At 73.0% G+C, this 15,977-nt stretch carries 10 protein-coding genes; 3 read left to right on the forward strand and 7 right to left on the reverse strand.

Annotated elements, in window-relative coordinates; genetic code table 11:
- Nucleotide 1: 1 nt before the first annotated feature.
- Nucleotides 2–1,132, reverse strand: coding sequence for a steroid 3-ketoacyl-CoA thiolase (locus MUB56_RS20315; RefSeq protein ID WP_244928827.1), 1,131 nt, complete (start codon nucleotides 1,130–1,132; stop codon nucleotides 2–4).
- A 165-nt stretch (nucleotides 1,133–1,297) separates the two neighbouring features.
- Between MUB56_RS20315 and MUB56_RS20320 the strand changes: the two genes are divergently transcribed.
- The 3 genes from MUB56_RS20320 to dmpG are packed head-to-tail and all read left to right on the forward strand — an operon-like array spanning nucleotide 1,298 to nucleotide 4,100.
- Nucleotides 1,298–2,143, forward strand: coding sequence for a fumarylacetoacetate hydrolase family protein (locus tag MUB56_RS20320; RefSeq protein WP_244928828.1), 846 nt, complete (start codon nucleotides 1,298–1,300; stop codon nucleotides 2,141–2,143).
- Nucleotides 2,140–3,093 (forward strand): acetaldehyde dehydrogenase (acetylating), encoded by a 954-nt coding sequence (locus tag MUB56_RS20325; protein ID WP_244928829.1) that lies wholly within the window; start codon nucleotides 2,140–2,142, stop codon nucleotides 3,091–3,093. Before MUB56_RS20320 ends, MUB56_RS20325 begins: the two co-directional genes overlap by 4 nt.
- Nucleotides 3,090–4,100 (forward strand): 4-hydroxy-2-oxovalerate aldolase, encoded by a 1,011-nt coding sequence (gene dmpG, locus MUB56_RS20330; protein ID WP_244928830.1) that lies wholly within the window; start codon nucleotides 3,090–3,092, stop codon nucleotides 4,098–4,100. Before MUB56_RS20325 ends, dmpG begins: the two co-directional genes overlap by 4 nt.
- A 73-nt stretch (nucleotides 4,101–4,173) precedes the next feature.
- Here dmpG and MUB56_RS20335 read toward each other — a convergent pair whose 3' ends face one another.
- From MUB56_RS20335 to MUB56_RS20360, 6 genes are all read right to left on the reverse strand, one after another.
- On the reverse strand, nucleotides 4,174–6,306 hold the full coding sequence (locus MUB56_RS20335; RefSeq protein ID WP_244928831.1) for an FAD-dependent oxidoreductase: 2,133 nt from the start codon (nucleotides 6,304–6,306) through the stop codon (nucleotides 4,174–4,176).
- 95 nt (nucleotides 6,307–6,401) lie between these two features.
- The gene (locus MUB56_RS20340; protein WP_244928832.1) at nucleotides 6,402–8,546 is read right to left on the reverse strand and encodes a M1 family metallopeptidase; all 2,145 of its coding nucleotides are present in this window, start codon (nucleotides 8,544–8,546) and stop codon (nucleotides 6,402–6,404) included.
- 406 nt (nucleotides 8,547–8,952) lie between these two features.
- The gene (locus MUB56_RS20345) at nucleotides 8,953–10,143 is read right to left on the reverse strand and encodes a 4-hydroxybenzoate 3-monooxygenase (RefSeq protein ID WP_244928833.1); all 1,191 of its coding nucleotides are present in this window, start codon (nucleotides 10,141–10,143) and stop codon (nucleotides 8,953–8,955) included.
- Nucleotides 10,144–10,243: 100 nt separating this feature from the next.
- Nucleotides 10,244–13,702: an SbcC/MukB-like Walker B domain-containing protein gene (locus MUB56_RS20350; RefSeq protein ID WP_244928834.1), complete on the reverse strand. Its 3,459-nt coding sequence runs from the start codon at nucleotides 13,700–13,702 to the stop codon at nucleotides 10,244–10,246.
- Nucleotides 13,703–13,704: 2 nt separating this feature from the next.
- Nucleotides 13,705–14,430, reverse strand: a complete 726-nt coding sequence (locus MUB56_RS20355) for a DUF4194 domain-containing protein (RefSeq protein WP_244928835.1) — start codon at nucleotides 14,428–14,430, stop codon at nucleotides 13,705–13,707.
- A complete protein-coding gene (locus tag MUB56_RS20360) occupies nucleotides 14,427–15,944 on the reverse strand; it encodes a DUF3375 domain-containing protein (protein WP_244928836.1) in 1,518 nt (505 codons plus the stop codon). Before MUB56_RS20360 ends, MUB56_RS20355 begins: the two co-directional genes overlap by 4 nt.
- Between the last annotated feature and the right edge of the window lie 33 nt (nucleotides 15,945–15,977).

The following is a 15,977-nucleotide window of genomic DNA, read 5'->3' on the forward strand; positions in this document are numbered from 1 at the left end:
CTCAGAGCCGCTCGATGATCGCGGCGGTCGCCTGGGCGCCGCCGGCACAGATGGCGACCAGCCCGAACGTCTGGTCGCGCCGCTCCAACTCGTCGACGATCGTGGCGATCAGCCGGATGCCGGTGGAGCCGACCGGGTGGCCGAGCGCGATCGCGCCGCCGTTGACGTTGAGCCGCTCGGGGTCGACCTCGTGCACCTGCGCGAAGGAGAGCGGCACGGACGCGAACGCCTCGTTGACCTCGAACAGGTCGATGTCGCCGATCGTCATCCCGGCGCGGTCCAGGACCCGCTGGGCGGCCCGGATCGGGCCGTCGAGGAGGTACGCCGGCTCGGCGCCCACCAGCGCCTGCGACACCAGCCGGGCGCGCGGGCGCAGCCCGAGCTCGCGGGCCCGGGTCTCCTCGACCAGCACGGCCGCGGTCGCGCCGTCGGAGATCTGCGAGGAGCTGCCGGCGGTGTGCAGCCCGCCCTCGCGGATCGGCTTGAGACCGGCGAGCGCCTCGGTGCTGGTCGCGCGCAGGCCCTCGTCGCGGCTGACGACCGTGCCGTCGGCGAGCTTCACCGGGACGACCTCCCGCTCGAAGCGGGCCGCGTCCCACGCGGCCCGGGCCCGCTGCTGCGAGCGGAGCCCGAAGGCGTCCAGCGTGGCGCGGTCGAGGCCGCGGCGACCGGCGATCCGGTCGGCCGCCTCGAACTGGGCGGGCAGGTCGACGGTCCAGCTCTCCGGGCGGGGGCGGCCCACCTCGCCGAGGTTCGACAGCAGCGGCACCCGCGACATCGCCTCGACGCCACAGGCCAGCCCGACGTCGTACATCCCGGCGGCGATCTGCGCGGCGACCAGGTGCACCGACTGCTGCGCGGAGCCGCACTGCGCGTCGATGGTGGTCGCGCCGGTCTCCTCCGGCAGGCCCGCGTGCAGCCAGGCGAAGCGGGCCACGTTGTTGGACTGCTCCCCCGCCTGGGTCACGCAGCCGCCGATGACCTCGGTGACCAGCGCGGGGTCGATCCCGGTGCGCTCGAGGACCGCGGTCTGGATCCCGCCGAGCAGCTCCACCGCGTGTACGCCGCTGAGGGCACCTCCGCGCCTGCCGTACGGCGTCCGGGCGGCATCCACGATCACGGGCACGGGCATGCGGGTTCCTCTCGAACTGCGATGACTGGGTGGCTGTCCGGGCACGGTAGGAGCCCGCCCGCGGGCCGGGTCGCCGTACTCCCGATGACCGGAACCGCTACGGTCGGGTTCCGGTCAGTGGGAGGGCGACCGACGCCCGCGGGCCGTGCCGACCACGCTGGCGCCATGACTCCAACCGCACCCGACACCTCCGTGACGGAGGCGTCGATCGCCCAAGCGGCCGAGCGGTTGCACCGAGCGGCGCAGACCCGCACCCCCTGCGCCCCGGTGCGCGACCTGATCGGCGCCGACGACCTCGCCGCGGCGTACGCCGTCCAGTCCCGGAACATCGAGGCCCTCCGCGACGCCGGCGCCACGGTGGTCGGCCGCAAGATCGGCGCCACCTCCCTCGCCGTCCAGCAGCAGCTCGGTGTCGACCAGCCCGACTTCGGCTGGCTCTTCGACGACATGGACCTCACCGGCGCGCCCGAGGTCCCGATGGAGCGGCTGCTCCAGCCCAAGGCCGAGGCCGAGATCGCCTTCGTGCTGAAGGCCGACCTCGCCGAGGGCCCGCTCGACGACGCACAGCTCCGTGCCGCCGTCGACTACGCGGTGGCCGCGCTCGAGATCGTCGACAGCCGGATCACCGGGTGGGACATCGCGTTCGGCGACACCGTCGCCGACAACGCCTCCAGTGGGCTCTACGTGCTCGGCACCGAGCGCCGCACGCTCGAGGAGGTCGAGCCGGTCGAGGTCACGATGTCGATGAGCATCGACGGGGTCGAGGTCTCCACCGGCGACGGCGCCGCCTGCCTGGGCGACCCGCTCAACGCGCTGGCCTGGCTGGCCCGCACCGCCCGCGAGTACGGCGAGCCGCTGCGCGCCGGCCAGGTGGTGCTGTCCGGTGCCCTCGGCCCGATGCGCGACGTGCCTCCCGGCGCGACGGTCACCGCCGAGCTCAGCGGCCTGGGCAGCGTCACCGCACGGTTCTCCAGCCCCGTCTCCAACCCCACCGCCGAGGAGGCGAAGTGAAGAAGACCAAGATCGCGATCATCGGGTCCGGCAACATCGGGACCGATCTGATGATCAAGGTGATGCGCCTGTCCGAGACCCTGGAGGTGGGCGCGATGGTCGGCATCGACCCCGCATCGGACGGCCTGGCCCGCGCCGAGCGGTTCGGCTTCGCCACCACCAGCGATGGCGTCGACGGGCTGATCGCGCTGCCCGGCTTCGACGAGATCGAGATCGTCTTCGACGCCACCAGCGCCAAGGCGCACGTCGCGAACGCCGAGAAGCTCGCGCCGTACGGCAAGCGGCTCATCGACCTCACCCCCGCCGCCATCGGCCCCTTCGTGGTGCCCGCGGTGAACCTCGACGAGCACCTCGACGCGACCAACGTCAACATGGTGACCTGCGGCGGCCAGGCGACGATCCCGATCGTCGCCGCCATCTCCCGCATCACCCCCGTGCCGTACGGCGAGATCGTCGCCTCGATCGCCTCCAAGTCGGCCGGCCCCGGCACCCGGGCCAACATCGATGAGTTCACCGAGACCACCTCGCACGCGATCCAGACCGTCGGCGGCGCCGGCCGCGGCAAGGCGGTCATCGTCCTCAACCCCGCCGAGCCGCCGCTGATCATGCGCGACACCGTGCTCTGCCTGATCGGCGACCCGGACCCGGCCACGCACGAGCGGATCCGCACCTCGGTGACGGAGATGGTCGCTCAGGTGGCCGCCTACGTCCCGGGCTACCGCCTCAAGCAGGTCGTGCAGATCGTCCCGGTCCCCGACGACCAGCCCGTGCACACGCTGCTGGCCGACCCCACCGCCCCGGTGACGCACCAGGTGTCGGTCTTCCTCGAGGTCGAGGGCGCCGCCCACTACCTCCCGGCGTACGCCGGCAACCTGGACATCATGACCTCGGCCGCGCTCCGCACCGCCGAGCGGATCGCCGAGAACACCCTCGTGGAGGCCACCGCATGACCGAGATCTTCCTGCAGGACGTCACCCTCCGTGACGGCATGCACGCCATCCGGCACCGCATCGACCCCGTCGACGTCGGCCGGATCGTCGCGGCCCTGGACGCAGCCGGCGTCGACGCGATCGAGGTCGCGCACGGCGACGGCCTGGCCGGCGGCACCCTGAACTACGGTCCCGGCTCGCACAGCGACTGGGAGTGGATCGAGGCCGCCGCGGCGAACCTCACCCGTGCCCGGCTCACCACGCTGCTGCTCCCCGGCGTCGGCACCATCGCCGAGCTCCGCACGGCCTACGACCTCGGGGTGCGCTCGGTGCGCATCGCCACGCACTGCACCGAGGCCGACGTCGCCGCCCAGCACATCGCGACCGCCCGCGAGCTCGGCATGGACGTCTCGGGCTTCCTGATGATGAGCCACCTGGCCCCGCCCGCGGAGCTGGCCCAGCAGGCCAAGCTGATGGAGTCCTACGGCGCGCACTGCGTCTACGTCACCGACTCCGGCGGCCGGCTGACCATGGACGGCGTCCGCGACCGGATCCGGGCCTACCGCGACGTACTCGACCCGGACACCGAGCTCGGCATCCACGCCCACGAGAACCTCTCGCTCTCGGTCGCGAACTCCGTGGTCGCCGTCGAGGAGGGCGTACGCCGCGTCGACGCCTCGCTGGCCGGCCAGGGCGCCGGTGCCGGCAACTGCCCGATCGAGCCGTTCGTCGCCGTCGCCGACCTCAACGGGTGGAAGCACGGCGCCGACCTGTTCGCCCTCCAGGACGCCGCCGACGACATCGTCCGCCCACTCCAGGACCGCCCGGTCCGGGTGGACCGCGAGACGCTGACCCTCGGGTACGCCGGCGTCTACTCCAGCTTCCTGCGCCACGCCGAGACCGCGTCCGAGCGCTACGGCATCGACGTGCGCACGATCCTGCTCGAGGTCGGCCGCCGCCGCCTGGTCGGCGGTCAGGAGGACATGATCGTCGACATCGCGCTGGATATCCTGGGCGAGGCCGGCTGAGGCAGGTCCACCACGCATCTCCTCTCCACGACGAAGGGGCCGACCACCATGGTCGGCCCCCTTCGTCGTCTGTTCAGAGGGTGCGGGCGACCCGCCAGGCGGAGTGGACGGCGCCCTGGATGTAGCCGACCTCGGCGGCGTCGCCGACGACCTCGACCGTGACGCCACGGTCGGCGAGCTGCTCGGCCAGCGGGGCACCGGACGTGACCTCGGAGGCCACCACGACCAGGTCGGCCGACGCGGTCTGCTCGTGCCCGTCCCCGTCGCGGTAGCGGACGGTCGTGGCGGTGATCTCCTCGACCGTCGCCTTCCGCTCCAGCCGCACCCCGTGCTCGGCGGCCCGGCGGACCGCGTGCCACCGGCGCGGCAGCGCCATCGGCAGCCCGAGCTGAGCGCCGGTCTCCAGCACGGTCACCGACTTGCCCCGCTCGGCGAAGAACTCGGCCAGCTCCAGCCCGACCAGCGAGCCGCCGATGACGACCACGTCCTTGCCCACCGGGAGGAACGTGCGGGTCGCCCGACGGATCAGCTCGGGGTGCCGGGTGACCCCGGTCAAGCGGCCCGCACGGGCGGCCCACCGCATGGTGCGCCCGCCGCGGGACGACCCGGCGTCACCGGTCCCCGTCATCAGCGCCCGCAGCGTGTCGCCGGTCTGCACGTGCGGCAGGTCGGCGCCGGGGACGGCGGGCAGGCCGCGGTGCGCCCCGGTGGCGAGCACCACGGTGCTCGGCCGCAGCGCCAGGATCGACTCGACGGTGGCCCTCTGCCCGAGGAGCACCACGACCCCGAGACGCTCGAGCTCGTGCTGCTGCCACTCCAGCAGGGGGCCGTTGGGCGGGGTCGTGAGCTGGGAGAACCACGCCGACCCGCCGAGACGGTCACCGGCCTCGACCAGGGTCACCCGGTGCCCGCGCTCGCGTGCGACCCGCGCGGTCTCCATCCCGCCCGGCCCGCCGCCGATCACGACGACGTGGCGCGGCGACGGCACGGGCAGGAAGGTCGCGGCCTGCTCGTCGCCCAGCGCCGGGTTGACCGCACACACGGGGGTGTCGTCCCAGAAGTTCTGCTCGACGCACACGTAGCAGTTGATGCACGGCCGCACGGACTCCCGGCGGCCGGCGTTCAGCTTGTTGACCAGGTCGGGATCGGCCAGCAGCTGGCGGCCCATCGCGACGAAGTCGGCGTCCCCGGCGGCGATGATCTCCTCGCCGACCTCGGGGAGGACCCGGCCCACGGTGATGACCGGGATGTTCACGGCCGCCTTCACCTGGCGCGCGTAGTCGCGGTAGGCGCCGACCTCGTTCGGCAGCGGGCCCTTGAGGAAGTCGGCGAACGGGTTGCGGCCCCAGCCGGTGACGTGGATGGCGTCGGCACCGGCCGCCTCGAAGAGCCGGGCGGCCTGGATCGTCTCCTCGGTGGTCAGCGCGCCCTCGGGGCCGTACTCCTCCCCCGCCACCCGGACCAGCAGGGCCAGCCGGTCGCCGACCGTCCGGCGTACCGCGGCGATGACCTCGCACGCCAGCTTGGCCCGGTTCTCCAGGGACCCGCCCCACGAGTCGGTACGCCGGTTGTCGGCGCGGCTCAGGAAGCCGCCGAGGAGGTAGCCGTGGGCGCAGTGGATCTCGAACGCGTCGGCGCCCGCCTCCATCACCCGGCGCGCCGCCTGGGCGAACTGGTCGATCACCCAGGCGATGTCCTCCTCGGTGGCCTCCTTGTACGTCGTGGGCATGCCCTTGGTGACCGACCCCATCTTGGCCAGCTCGTCGGGGGTGTTGTCGCGCAGGGAGGAGAGGTCGCGGGGCTCGTTCGGCTCCGACGGCACCAGCAGCGGGCGGCCGTTGGCGGTGTCGACCCGCGCCACCTTGCCGTGGTGGGTGGCCTGGACGCACAGCAGCGAGCCGGCGTCGTGCACCGCGTCGGCGAGCGCCTTCAGCCCGGGGATGAACTTGTCGTCGGAGAGCCCGGGCTCCTTCATGCTGGTCGCACCGATCGGGAACGCGACCGCCGACGCCGACGTGATGATCATCCCGGTGCCGCCCGCAGCGCGGGCGACGTAGTGCTCGATGTCCTCATCGACGATCACGCCGTCATGGCAGACGTTCATGTCCATCGCCGGCATGATCACCCGGTTCGGCAGCGTGATCGGGCCGATCCGCCCGGGAGCCAGCAGGTGGGAGAAGGACTGTCCGGTTCGCCGCGTACGCATTCGTCGCACGCTAGGCGCCGCCAGCACGACTGGCCCCCAGGTCTCCCGAACACCGGGACGGTCCCGACGGCCGTCCCGGTCCGCGCGTCGCGGGCTCAGCGGCCCCACCGCCCCTCCCGCCTGGCCAGCCCCAGCGTCACCTCCGCGGAGGCCGGCGGCTCCGTGGCCCGCCGTGCCGAGCGCTCGGTGGCGCTCGACCCGGATGACGGCGCCAGCTCCGGCCGGCCCGGGGTGTAGAGCCAGGTCTCGAACAGGTCGTCGAGCTGCTGACCCGAGATCCGCTCGGCGAGCCGGATGAACTGCGCGGTGGTGACGTTGTCGCCCGCCCGGGACCGGGCCCAGACCCGCAGCAGCCTGAAGAAGTCGTCGTCGCCGATCGTGGCGCGCAGCACGTGGAGGGTCATCGCCCCGCGGAAGTAGACGGGGAACTCGAACAGCTGGTCCGGGCCGGGGTCGCCGATGACGACGTCCCACCACGGGTCCCCGGGCGGGATGAACTCGTTGTCGTAGAAGAAGTCGAACGTCTCCTGGGTCGTCCCGAGTCCCTCCCGCTCGGACCACAGCCACTCGGCGTACGTCGCGAAGCCCTCGTTCAGCCAGATCTCGCGCCACCGCTCGACGGCGAGCGAGTCGCCGTACCACTGGTGCGCGAGCTCGTGGACGACGACACCGTCGCCGGAGACCGGGTCGGTGAAGAAGGCCTTGGAGTAGATCGGCCGGGTCTGCGTCTCGAGCGCGAAGCCGAGCCCGTCCACGTCGTCGACGATGCCGCCGACGCTGCGCCACGGGTACGGGCCGAAGTAGCCGGACAGGAAGCCGACGATCTCCGGCTGCCGTGCGAAGGACCCGTCGACGATCTCGCCCGTCGACGGCGGCACGTCGGCGGCGGTGCCCACGATCCAGTCGTTCTCGTTGCCGGGACTCCCGGCGGGCGGGCCGGGGACGGTCCAGCCGTCCGGACCGCTCTCGAACGACGTGCTGCCCTCGCCGGTCGACACGACGATGTCGTCGACGAAGAGGCCGGCCTGCTGGACCAGGTCGTCGCTGACGTAGCTGATGGACAGCTCCACGTCGCTTCCGGCGTACGGCGAGAGGTCGACCTCCCACTCCTCGGGCCCCGCGCCGGTGCCGGACGCGGCCCACCAGGTGCCGGTCGCGCCGGTCGGGCTGCAGGTCTCGGCGACCTGGTCGATGCTCTGGTAGTGCTCGGCGACGAACGGGTGCAGGTCCGGCCACAGCAGGCAGGAGTTGCCCGTGGCCTGGGTGGTGTGCCCGTTGAGGTCGGGCAGCGTCGTCCAGTCGTCCTCGCCGACGGTGTGCACCTCCACGAGCACGAAGTCCCAGTCGGCCTCGGTGTCGCGGGTCAGCGTGAACGCGGCCGAGGCCCCACCCGCAGGGACGCTGAGGGTGTGCATCAGCCGCTTGTACGACGAGCTCGCGGCCTGGGAGACGGCGAACCCGGTGCCGGTCGACGGCGCCGCGATCGGCTCGTAGAGGTCCGGGTCGACGGCGTCGAGGTAGCGCCGGCCGTCGGCGCGGTAGGCGTGCAGGTCGAACTCCCCGACGTCGACCGTCGTCAGGTAGCTGGCCATCGGGTCGCGCGCCTGCCAGGTCCAGGTCGACCAGCCGCGGCGAGAGCTCTTCGCGACCAGGTCACCATTGGCCACCGCCTCGAGACCGCGGGGCACCGTCACTCGGAAGGTGTACGACGCCTTGTCGGTCGGGTGGTCGTTGACGGGATACCAGCTCGCGGCGACGTGCGGCTGGCCGGCGATGTCGAAGCCGTCGTCGGTGGCGATGAAGCCCGCACCCTCGAGCATCTCGGGGACGCCGTCGTACACCACGCGCACGGTGAACCGCCGGTCGTCGCGCAGCGGGTGCCGCGGCGTGACGGTGAGCTCGTGGTCGGTGCGGCTCCAGCGGGCGCGCTCGCCGTCGACCCGGATCTCGCGGACCGTGAGACCGACCAGGTCGAGGTTGAACGACGACAGGCGCTGGGTGGCCTTGGCCTCCAGCTTCGCGCGCCCGCGGAGCAGATCGGCGTCGGGGTCGTAGCGCAGGCGGAGGTCGTAGTGCTCGACGTCGTACCCGCCGTTGCCGTCGAGCGGGAAGTAGGCGTCCCCGGCACTGTCGGCCCCCGGTGTCGCCCGGTCCCGGACGGCATCCGCGGGTGGGACCAGCGCGGCGACGAGGAGGGCCGTGCTCGCGGCGGCGACGGGAAGTGCACGCGTCTTCTTCATCTGGAGCTCCCGGAGACGAGGTGGTGAGGGCCCCTCGGCCCACTCAACACCGTCGTGGTCCGCCCGTCATCGATGATCTGGGGTATCCGGGAGTCCCTCCACGGGTTCCCGGAGGACGGCGCCCGGGACCCCCGACGGAAGGGGGGACCGCCTCCGCCGGGGGCCGACCGTGGGGGTCACGCTCAGCCGGTGCGACGGGCACGTGGTGCCGCGAGACTCGACGCCGTACTCGATGAGAGCCCGGAGCCTTGCCGCCCGCCGGAGAGTGCGTTGTGTGGTTGGAGCCGCAGAAGGTGACGCCTACCGAGCCGGTGATCGGGCGCCGGGCGAGGGCCGTGGCGGCATCGGATTCTTCGAGACTATCAAGTCCCCCGAGCCCGAACGAGGTGTCGTCGAGGCGTTTCGCTCAGCGCTGCCCGGGCCAGCCGGTGTAGGCCTCGGCGAGGTACGTCGAGCCGGCGGTCGAGCCGGTCACCGCGGCCAGCTCGCCCTCCTGACGGCGCAGGTCGAACGGGGACGCCTCCGGGAGGGTGTGCAGCATCGTGGTCATCCAGTAGGAGAAGTGCTGGGCCTTCCACACCCGCGCCAGCGCGCGCTCGCCGTACCTCGCCAGCGGGGCGGGGTCGCCGGCGGCGACGGCCCGCTCCAGCTCCTCGGCCAGCACCCGGACGTCGGCGAGGGCCAGGTTGAGCCCCTTGGCCCCGGTCGGCGGCACGGTGTGCGCGGCGTCGCCGGCCAGCACCAGGCGGCCGTGGTGCATCGGCTCCTGGACGAAGCTGCGGAACGGCAGCACCGTCCGGGAGGTGATCGGGCCCTCCTTCAGCGTGTAGCCGTTGGCGCCGACCCGGGCCTGCAGCTCCTCCCAGATCCGGTCGTCGGACCAGTCCGCGACGTCCGTCGCCGGGTCGCACTGGAAGTACATCCGCTGCAGGGTCTCGGTGCGCTGGCTGATCAGCGCGAAGCCCCGCGGCGAGTGGCTGTAGATCAGCTCGGGCGCGCTCATCGGCGCCTCGACGAGGATCCCGAACCAGGCGAAGGGGTACTCGCGGAAGTACTGGCGCCGCTCGGCCTCCGGCACCTGCCGGCGGCACAGGCTCCGCGACCCGTCGGCGCCCACGAGGAAATCGGCACGCACCTCGTGCCGCTCCCCCGCGGCGTCGGTGAAGCGCAGCACGGGGGTCGTGGAGACCAGGTCGTCGACCTCGACGTCGGTGACCTCGAACCGCACGTCCCCGCCGTCGCGCGCGCGGGCGTCGGCGAGGTCGATGAACACGTCGGTCTGCGGGTAGAGCTGGGTCGCGGCCCCGACGAGGCCCTCGAAGTCGATGCGGTGGCTGCCCCCGCCGAAGGCCAGCTCGATGCCGTCGTGGCGGTAGCCGTCGCGGTGCACCCGGTCCGAGACACCCGTGTCGACCAGCAGGTCGACCGAGTCCTGCTCGAGGATGCCCGCCCGGTGGGTCTCCTCGATCTCGCGCCGCGAGCGCAGGTCGACGGCCACGGAGTCGATGCCGACCCCGGCCAGCAGGTGGGACAGCATCAGGCCGGCCGGCCCGGCACCGACGATCGCGACCTGGGTGCGGTGGGGCGTGGGCGACATGACCCGGATTCTGCGACGACGGCCGGGACGATCACCACGCCGGGCTTCCACCGAGCGGAAGCCGGGCCCGTGGATGCCGAGCACGTGCGCAGCCGCGGGATCAGGCAGGCGCCTCCACGGAGGTGATCGGCGTGATCCACGACTGGTGCGTGCGGCTGTTCTTGGTGATCGCGAGCAGCTCGTCCATGTGCGGCTCCAGGCCGGTCACCTTGTCGAGCGGCACCCCGATGATCAGCTGGAAGCCCAGCCCCTTCCACGCCTGGACGGCCCGGCCGGCGAACTCCGAGTCGGCCTTGACGAAGCCCTCGTCGAGGAAGACCGGCGCGAAGCGCGGCCGCGACCGGGTCTCGTCGCCGAGCCGGAACCGCAGCGCCGAGCCGACGATGAACGCGACCAGCTCCTGGCTCTCGCCGCCGCTCTTCTCCCCCAGCGTGCGGTACGTCGCCCGCAGCTCACCGGTCGTGTGGTCGTAGCGCTCGGCGCTGATCTCCACGTGCCGGCGTACGTCGAGCAGCCGGTCCCGGTCGGTGGCGGCCACCCCGACGTCGCCCACCTGGCTCGGCTTGCGCAGCTGCACCATGAACCGGCTGAGCTCGGTGAACCGCTGCTCCAGCTCGGCGTCGCCCAGCTCGGCCGACGAACCGGCCGACAGGGCCCGCAGGTCCCGCATGAAGACCTGGACGTGAGCCGGGGCCAGTCGGCGCAGCCGGATCCGCAGCCGGTCGCGGGAGGCGCCGAACTCCAGGCGCCGCAGGATCGCGTTGATCGGCTCCAGCCGGTCCTCGATCTCCTCGATGGAGGCGGCCATCGCGCCGACGAGCGGCACCAGGTCCTGGCCGCTCCACTCGGTGAGCCGGCGCCGCCACTCCGAGCGCCGCTGGGCCAGGCCCTTGCCGCGGATCTCGTCGAGGATCCGCGCGTAGTCGGGGTACGACTCCGCGGTCGCGCCGAGGTTCGGCGAGTCCCACTGGAGCTTGTAGAGCCGGAAGATCCCGGCGAGCTCGTCCTCGACCCGCCTGGTCTCCGTGTCGGCGTCGGCGACCGCACCGCGCAGCCGCTCGGCGAGCCGCTGGGAGCTCTCGTGGAACCGGTCCAGGTCGGTGGGGTCGGCCGGTGCGGCGGCGGCGGCGAACTCGACGCTCAAGGCGGTGTCCTGGGCCTCGGTCAGGACGACCTGGCCGGCCCGCTCCATCTCCTCCAGCCGGTCCTTGACCAGGTCCTCGGAGTCGATCAGCTCGGCGTGACTGTCGCTGAGCTCCTGCTGCCGTCGCTCCAGCCCGAACCGGGTGCGCCGGGTCTGCTCCAGCTGCTCGGCGAGCTCCTCGACCTGGGCCTGGAGAACCTGCAGCTGGTCGTCGGCGGTGAGGATCTCGGTGCGCCGCCGCTCCAGGTCGGTGATCCGCCGGTCGCTGCCGGTGACGTCGAGGTCGTCGAAGCGGGCGGTCACGACCGCCTCGTACGCCGTCCGCGACTGCTCCAGCACCCGCAGCTGCCGGTCCTGCTCGGCGACCAGGGCGTCGACCCGGACGAGCTCGCTCTCCAGGGCCGCCAGCTCCGCGTCGATCTCGGCGATGGCGTCCGCGTTGGAGAAGCCGATGATGCTGCGGGCGTCGTTGCGGCCGTGGGCGCCGCGGCGACCGCTGCGGGTCTGGCCGGCGAGGGTCACCCGCAGGCCCGGACCCGTGAGCCCCGCCGAGGTCTCGACGCACAGCGCGTTGCGCGCGGGGTCATCGACGTGCCCCTGCACCCAGCCGGAGAACGGCGAGTCCTTGAAGAGCAGCTTCCCGGCGATCCGCTCCGGGTCGCCGGGTCCGCGGTCGGGCAGGTCGAGCTCGACGCCCTCGAAGGTCAGCCGCCCGCGCAGGTGCAGCCCGTCGATGGCCGCGGAGAACGCCTCCAGCCGGTCCAGCGGCACCAGCATCAGCCGCGCCGTACCGCCCAGGACCGTCTCGATCGCGGTGCGCCAGCGCGCCTCCTCGGGCGCGACGTCGACCAGCTCGGCGACGAACGGCAGCTCCTCGACCCCCAGCCCGCTCGCCTGGGCGACCTCCGCACGCAGCTCGTGCATCCGCGCCGGCATCCGGCCCGCGCGGTCCTCCAGCGAGGCGCGCTCGCGCCGCAGCTCGCTCTGCCGCTGCTGGATCGGGAAGCGCTGGTCCCGGACCACGTCGCGCTCCGCGCCGAGCCGCTCGTGCTCCAGCCGCCAGCCCTCGAGCCAGGCGCGGGCGCGCTGCTGGAGCGCCGCGAAGTCCTCGACCGAGGCCAGCGCCCCGTCGATGCTCTCGGCCCCGGTCACCTCGATCAGCGGCAGCAGCCGCTCCCGGAGCACCGCACAGCGTCCGAGCCGGTCCTCGCGGACCACCGCCTCCTGCTCCAGGGACAGCCCGAGCGACTGCAGGGTCGAGCCGCCCGCGGCCCGGTGCGCCTCCTTGGCCGCCTCGAGGTCGCCCAGCAGCGCGGCCTCGGCCGAGCCGGTGCGGGTCAGCTCCTCGGCGGTCGCCCTGCGCGCATCCCGGTTGGCGTCCACGGCGCTCTCCAGCAGCCGCAGGTGGGTGCGCAGCAGCCAGCGCCGCAGCGGCGTGTCGCCGGACCGGGTCACGCCGTACGAGTCGAGCTCGGTGAGCCGGACCTGGGCCGCCAGCCGGCGCTCGTGCAGGTCGGTGATCGGGTCGAGCAGCTCCAGCTTCTGCTCCTCGACGCGCATCGCGGAGTACGCCGTGTCGAGGTCGTCGAAGTGCTCGACGGCCCGGTCGGCGGCGGCGTACGTCGAGGGCCGCTCGAGGACCATGTCCTTGTAGAGCTCGTCCACGCTGCGGACCTGGTTGCCGGCCTGGATCCGGGCCAGCAGGCGCAGCGCCTTCGCACCGTCGCCGTTGGCACCGATGCCGAGCCGCGCGTGCAGGACGGCGGAGTACTCGGAGTAGGTCCGGTGCACGCGGATGCCGGGGTAGAGCTTCTTCAGCGTGTTGGCGTGGAAGCGCTCGGGGACGGCGACCTCGAGGGTGTCGAGCGCGAGCGCCCCCTCGTGGGTGGCCAGCTGCATCTGTACGTCGCTCGAGCGGGCGGCCCGACGCGGGACGTAGTAGGTGCGCAGCGCGGTGAAGCGACCGCCCTGGTCGTTGACGAAGGTCATCGCCACCGCGCCCCAGGTGTCCGCGCCCTTGCCGCGCAGCAGCTGCTCGACCGGACGCCCGGTGCGCGGGTCGTCGACGACGTCGACGGCGCCGCGCAGGTAGGAGAGCAGGTTGCGCTGGCCGACGCCCCGGGCGCGGCCGGCGACGGCGTCGTTGGAGGCGCCGTTGAACTTGGTGTCCGACGGCATCATCAGCGCGGTGTAGGCGTCGAGGATGGTGCTCTTCCCGACACCGGAGGCGCCGGAGATCATCGTCGTGTCGCCGCGCAGCGGGACCGTGGTCAGGCCGCCGAAGCCGCCCCAGTTGACCAGCTGCAGCAGCGCCGCACGCCACTGCACGGTGTCGTCGGAGGGCATCGCCACGACCTGCTGCTCGAACAGGCCGTCGGTCGCGTCGTCGACCTGCTGGATCTCGTCGATCGGCATCGTCACTCCTCCCCTGCCCGGTCGGTGGGCTCCCCGTCGGAGCTCTCGTCGAAGAGGTCCTGGTCCTCGACCTCGATCTCGCGCTCGGTGCCGTTGGCGCGCTGCAGGGCCTCGAGCAGCTCCTGGAGGAGCTCCAGCGGCAGCAGCGGCTCGACGGCCTCGCTGATCTCGTAGCGGTCGTCGGCGGCGGCACCGATGAGCAGGCCCGACTTGACGATGCTGACCACCGCGTTGCGGGCGCGCTTCTCGTCGCCGGCCTCGTCCGTCGCGTGCGGCGGACGGAAGCTCGCGACGTAGTCGACGATGTCCTCGCGGTCGACGAAGACCCGCGCGTCGCCCCCGGCCTGGCCGGCGCGGAGCCGGTCGCGGAGATGCACGAGCACCAGCGTCTCCTCGCGCGACCAGGCGGCGTCGTACAGCAGGGTCGGGAAGCGCGCGCCGGTCTCGGAGATCGCCTGCCGCTTCCAGGCGACCTCGCGCTCCCGGTCCATCGCCAGGTCGAGGAAGAGGTCGTTGAGGCGCGAGCGCAGCACCCGCTCGTGCTCGACCAGGACCGGCCAGTCGCGCGGGTGGGTGCGGGCGCTGATGAAGCGCTGCTTCAGCAGGGCGACCAGCGCCCGGCGCTGGGCGTACTCGAGCCCGCCCTCGTCGCCCTCGAAGAGCGAGACCGAGCCCTCGTCGAGGAGCTCGTCCCCGAGGTCGAGATCGGTGTCGGTGTCGACGCTCATCGGGTCTCACTCTCGGAACGGGCGGATCGGGCGGGTCGGGCAGCGGGTCGGTCGGGGTCCGGCAGCGGGGTGCGCGGGACGGCGAAAGCACGCCGCGACCCGTCGTGACGCACGGCCGCGAAGGTGTCGAGCACGTCCTCGGTCCCCCAGTCGCGGTCGGCGGCGAGGTGCAGCAGGCCGAGGATCTCGACCGGTCGGCGCAACGACGGCTCGAGCTGGTCGAAGAGCTCGCCGAGCGAGCCGACCGGCCGCAGCGAGGTCAGCGCCTCCTCGAGGCGCTCGCGCAGGGAGTTCAGCCGGGGGCCGCCCTGGGCCATCAGGGCGGTGAGCGAGACCTCCGGCGCGTCGTCCGGGTCGGCGGTGGCGATCCGCTCGGGCAGGACGTCGTCGGCCGGGTCGTAGAAGCGCTCGCGCAGGTGGTCGACACCGGCGCGGGCCGGCATCAGCGGGACGTCGTGGGTCGCTCGCGGACCGGTCGTGGCCATCCAGGCCATCAGCTCGGACTCGACCTGGCGCAGGGTCTGCTCGAGCTGCCGGTCGCGGGCCGCGTCGTGGGAGACGATGTACTCCTTCAGCGTCGCGGTCACCCGGGAGCGCTGGGCCAGCACCCGGTCGAGCCCGTCGCGGACGAGCCGGACCGTGCCCTGCAGCTCGGCCCGGTCGGCGTCGCTGAGGATCCGCCCGGAGATCGGGTGCTCCAGGAGCGCGGTGAGGTCCTCGCGGAGTTGGCCGACGAGCGCGTCGTCGCGCAGCAGCGCGAAGGCGCCCTCGAACGCCCGACCCTCGTGGGTCGCCGTCATCAGCGCGTCGGCCCGGGCCAGGTAGGCGTCGATGACCTCGCCCGCCGGCCGGTCCTCGGCCCGGAACGCCGCGAGGATCTCGCCACGGATCGTGGCGAACCGCTCCTCGACCCGCGCGAAGTCGCTCGGGAGCGCCGAGATCAGCGACAGCAGCTCGGTGAACCCCTCGAGCATGTAGTCCTCGGTCGCCCCGACCATCTCGGCGCCGTCGACCAGCCGATCCCGCTCGGCCTGCAGCCGGGCGATCTCGGCGTTGAGGATGGTGACCCGCGACGTCCGGTCGGGGTTGGCCTCGGAGTTGAACCGGCGCACGCTGCCGAGGATCGTCGCGATCCGGTGCTCGCTCAGGGTGGCCCGGTCGCGGGCGAGGTTCTTGACCAGCTCCAGGGCCTGCTGCGCGTGCGAGGTCAGCGAGTAGACCTCGTTGCCGGTCTCGTCCAGCGACCGCACCAGCCACTGACCGCGCATCCAGCGCTGGCAGATGTCGCGACCGCTGCCGGTGGGCACCTCGGACTCGCCGGCGAGGCGGATCCCGGCGAGGTGCTCCTCGACCTGCGTGTGCAGCCGCGCGGTCGGGATCGGCTTGTTGTTGCGGCCGAAGGCGGCGCGGAAGATGGTGATGACCACCGCCGCCTGCCGCTGGTGCAGCAGGGTGAGGGTCGGCTGGGCGAAGGCGCCCTTGACGCGGGCCAGCTCACCGGCGATCTCGCCCATCCTGCTCCGTCTCCTGCACTCCCGACGTGCACT

The sequence above is a fragment of the Nocardioides sp. W7 genome, assembly GCF_022919075.1.
Taxonomy (GTDB): Bacteria; Actinomycetota; Actinomycetes; order Propionibacteriales; family Nocardioidaceae; genus Nocardioides.

What these genes read in the sequence shown, in the direction of transcription:
- dmpG (WP_244928830.1), top strand. Translation starts at nt 3,090, where the DNA reads ATGACCGAGATCTTCCTGCAGGACGTCACCCTCCGTGACGGCATGCAC.
- MUB56_RS20340 (WP_244928832.1), bottom strand. Translation starts at nt 8,546, where the DNA reads ATGAAGAAGACGCGTGCACTTCCCGTCGCCGCCGCGAGCACGGCCCTC.
- MUB56_RS20320 (WP_244928828.1), top strand. Translation starts at nt 1,298, where the DNA reads ATGACTCCAACCGCACCCGACACCTCCGTGACGGAGGCGTCGATCGCC.
- MUB56_RS20335 (WP_244928831.1), bottom strand. Translation starts at nt 6,306, where the DNA reads ATGCGTACGCGGCGAACCGGACAGTCCTTCTCCCACCTGCTGGCTCCC.
- MUB56_RS20360 (WP_244928836.1), bottom strand. Translation starts at nt 15,944, where the DNA reads ATGGGCGAGATCGCCGGTGAGCTGGCCCGCGTCAAGGGCGCCTTCGCC.
- MUB56_RS20345 (WP_244928833.1), bottom strand. Translation starts at nt 10,143, where the DNA reads ATGTCGCCCACGCCCCACCGCACCCAGGTCGCGATCGTCGGTGCCGGG.
- MUB56_RS20315 (WP_244928827.1), bottom strand. Translation starts at nt 1,132, where the DNA reads ATGCCCGTGCCCGTGATCGTGGATGCCGCCCGGACGCCGTACGGCAGG.
- MUB56_RS20355 (WP_244928835.1), bottom strand. Translation starts at nt 14,430, where the DNA reads ATGAGCGTCGACACCGACACCGATCTCGACCTCGGGGACGAGCTCCTC.
- MUB56_RS20350 (WP_244928834.1), bottom strand. Translation starts at nt 13,702, where the DNA reads ATGCCGATCGACGAGATCCAGCAGGTCGACGACGCGACCGACGGCCTG.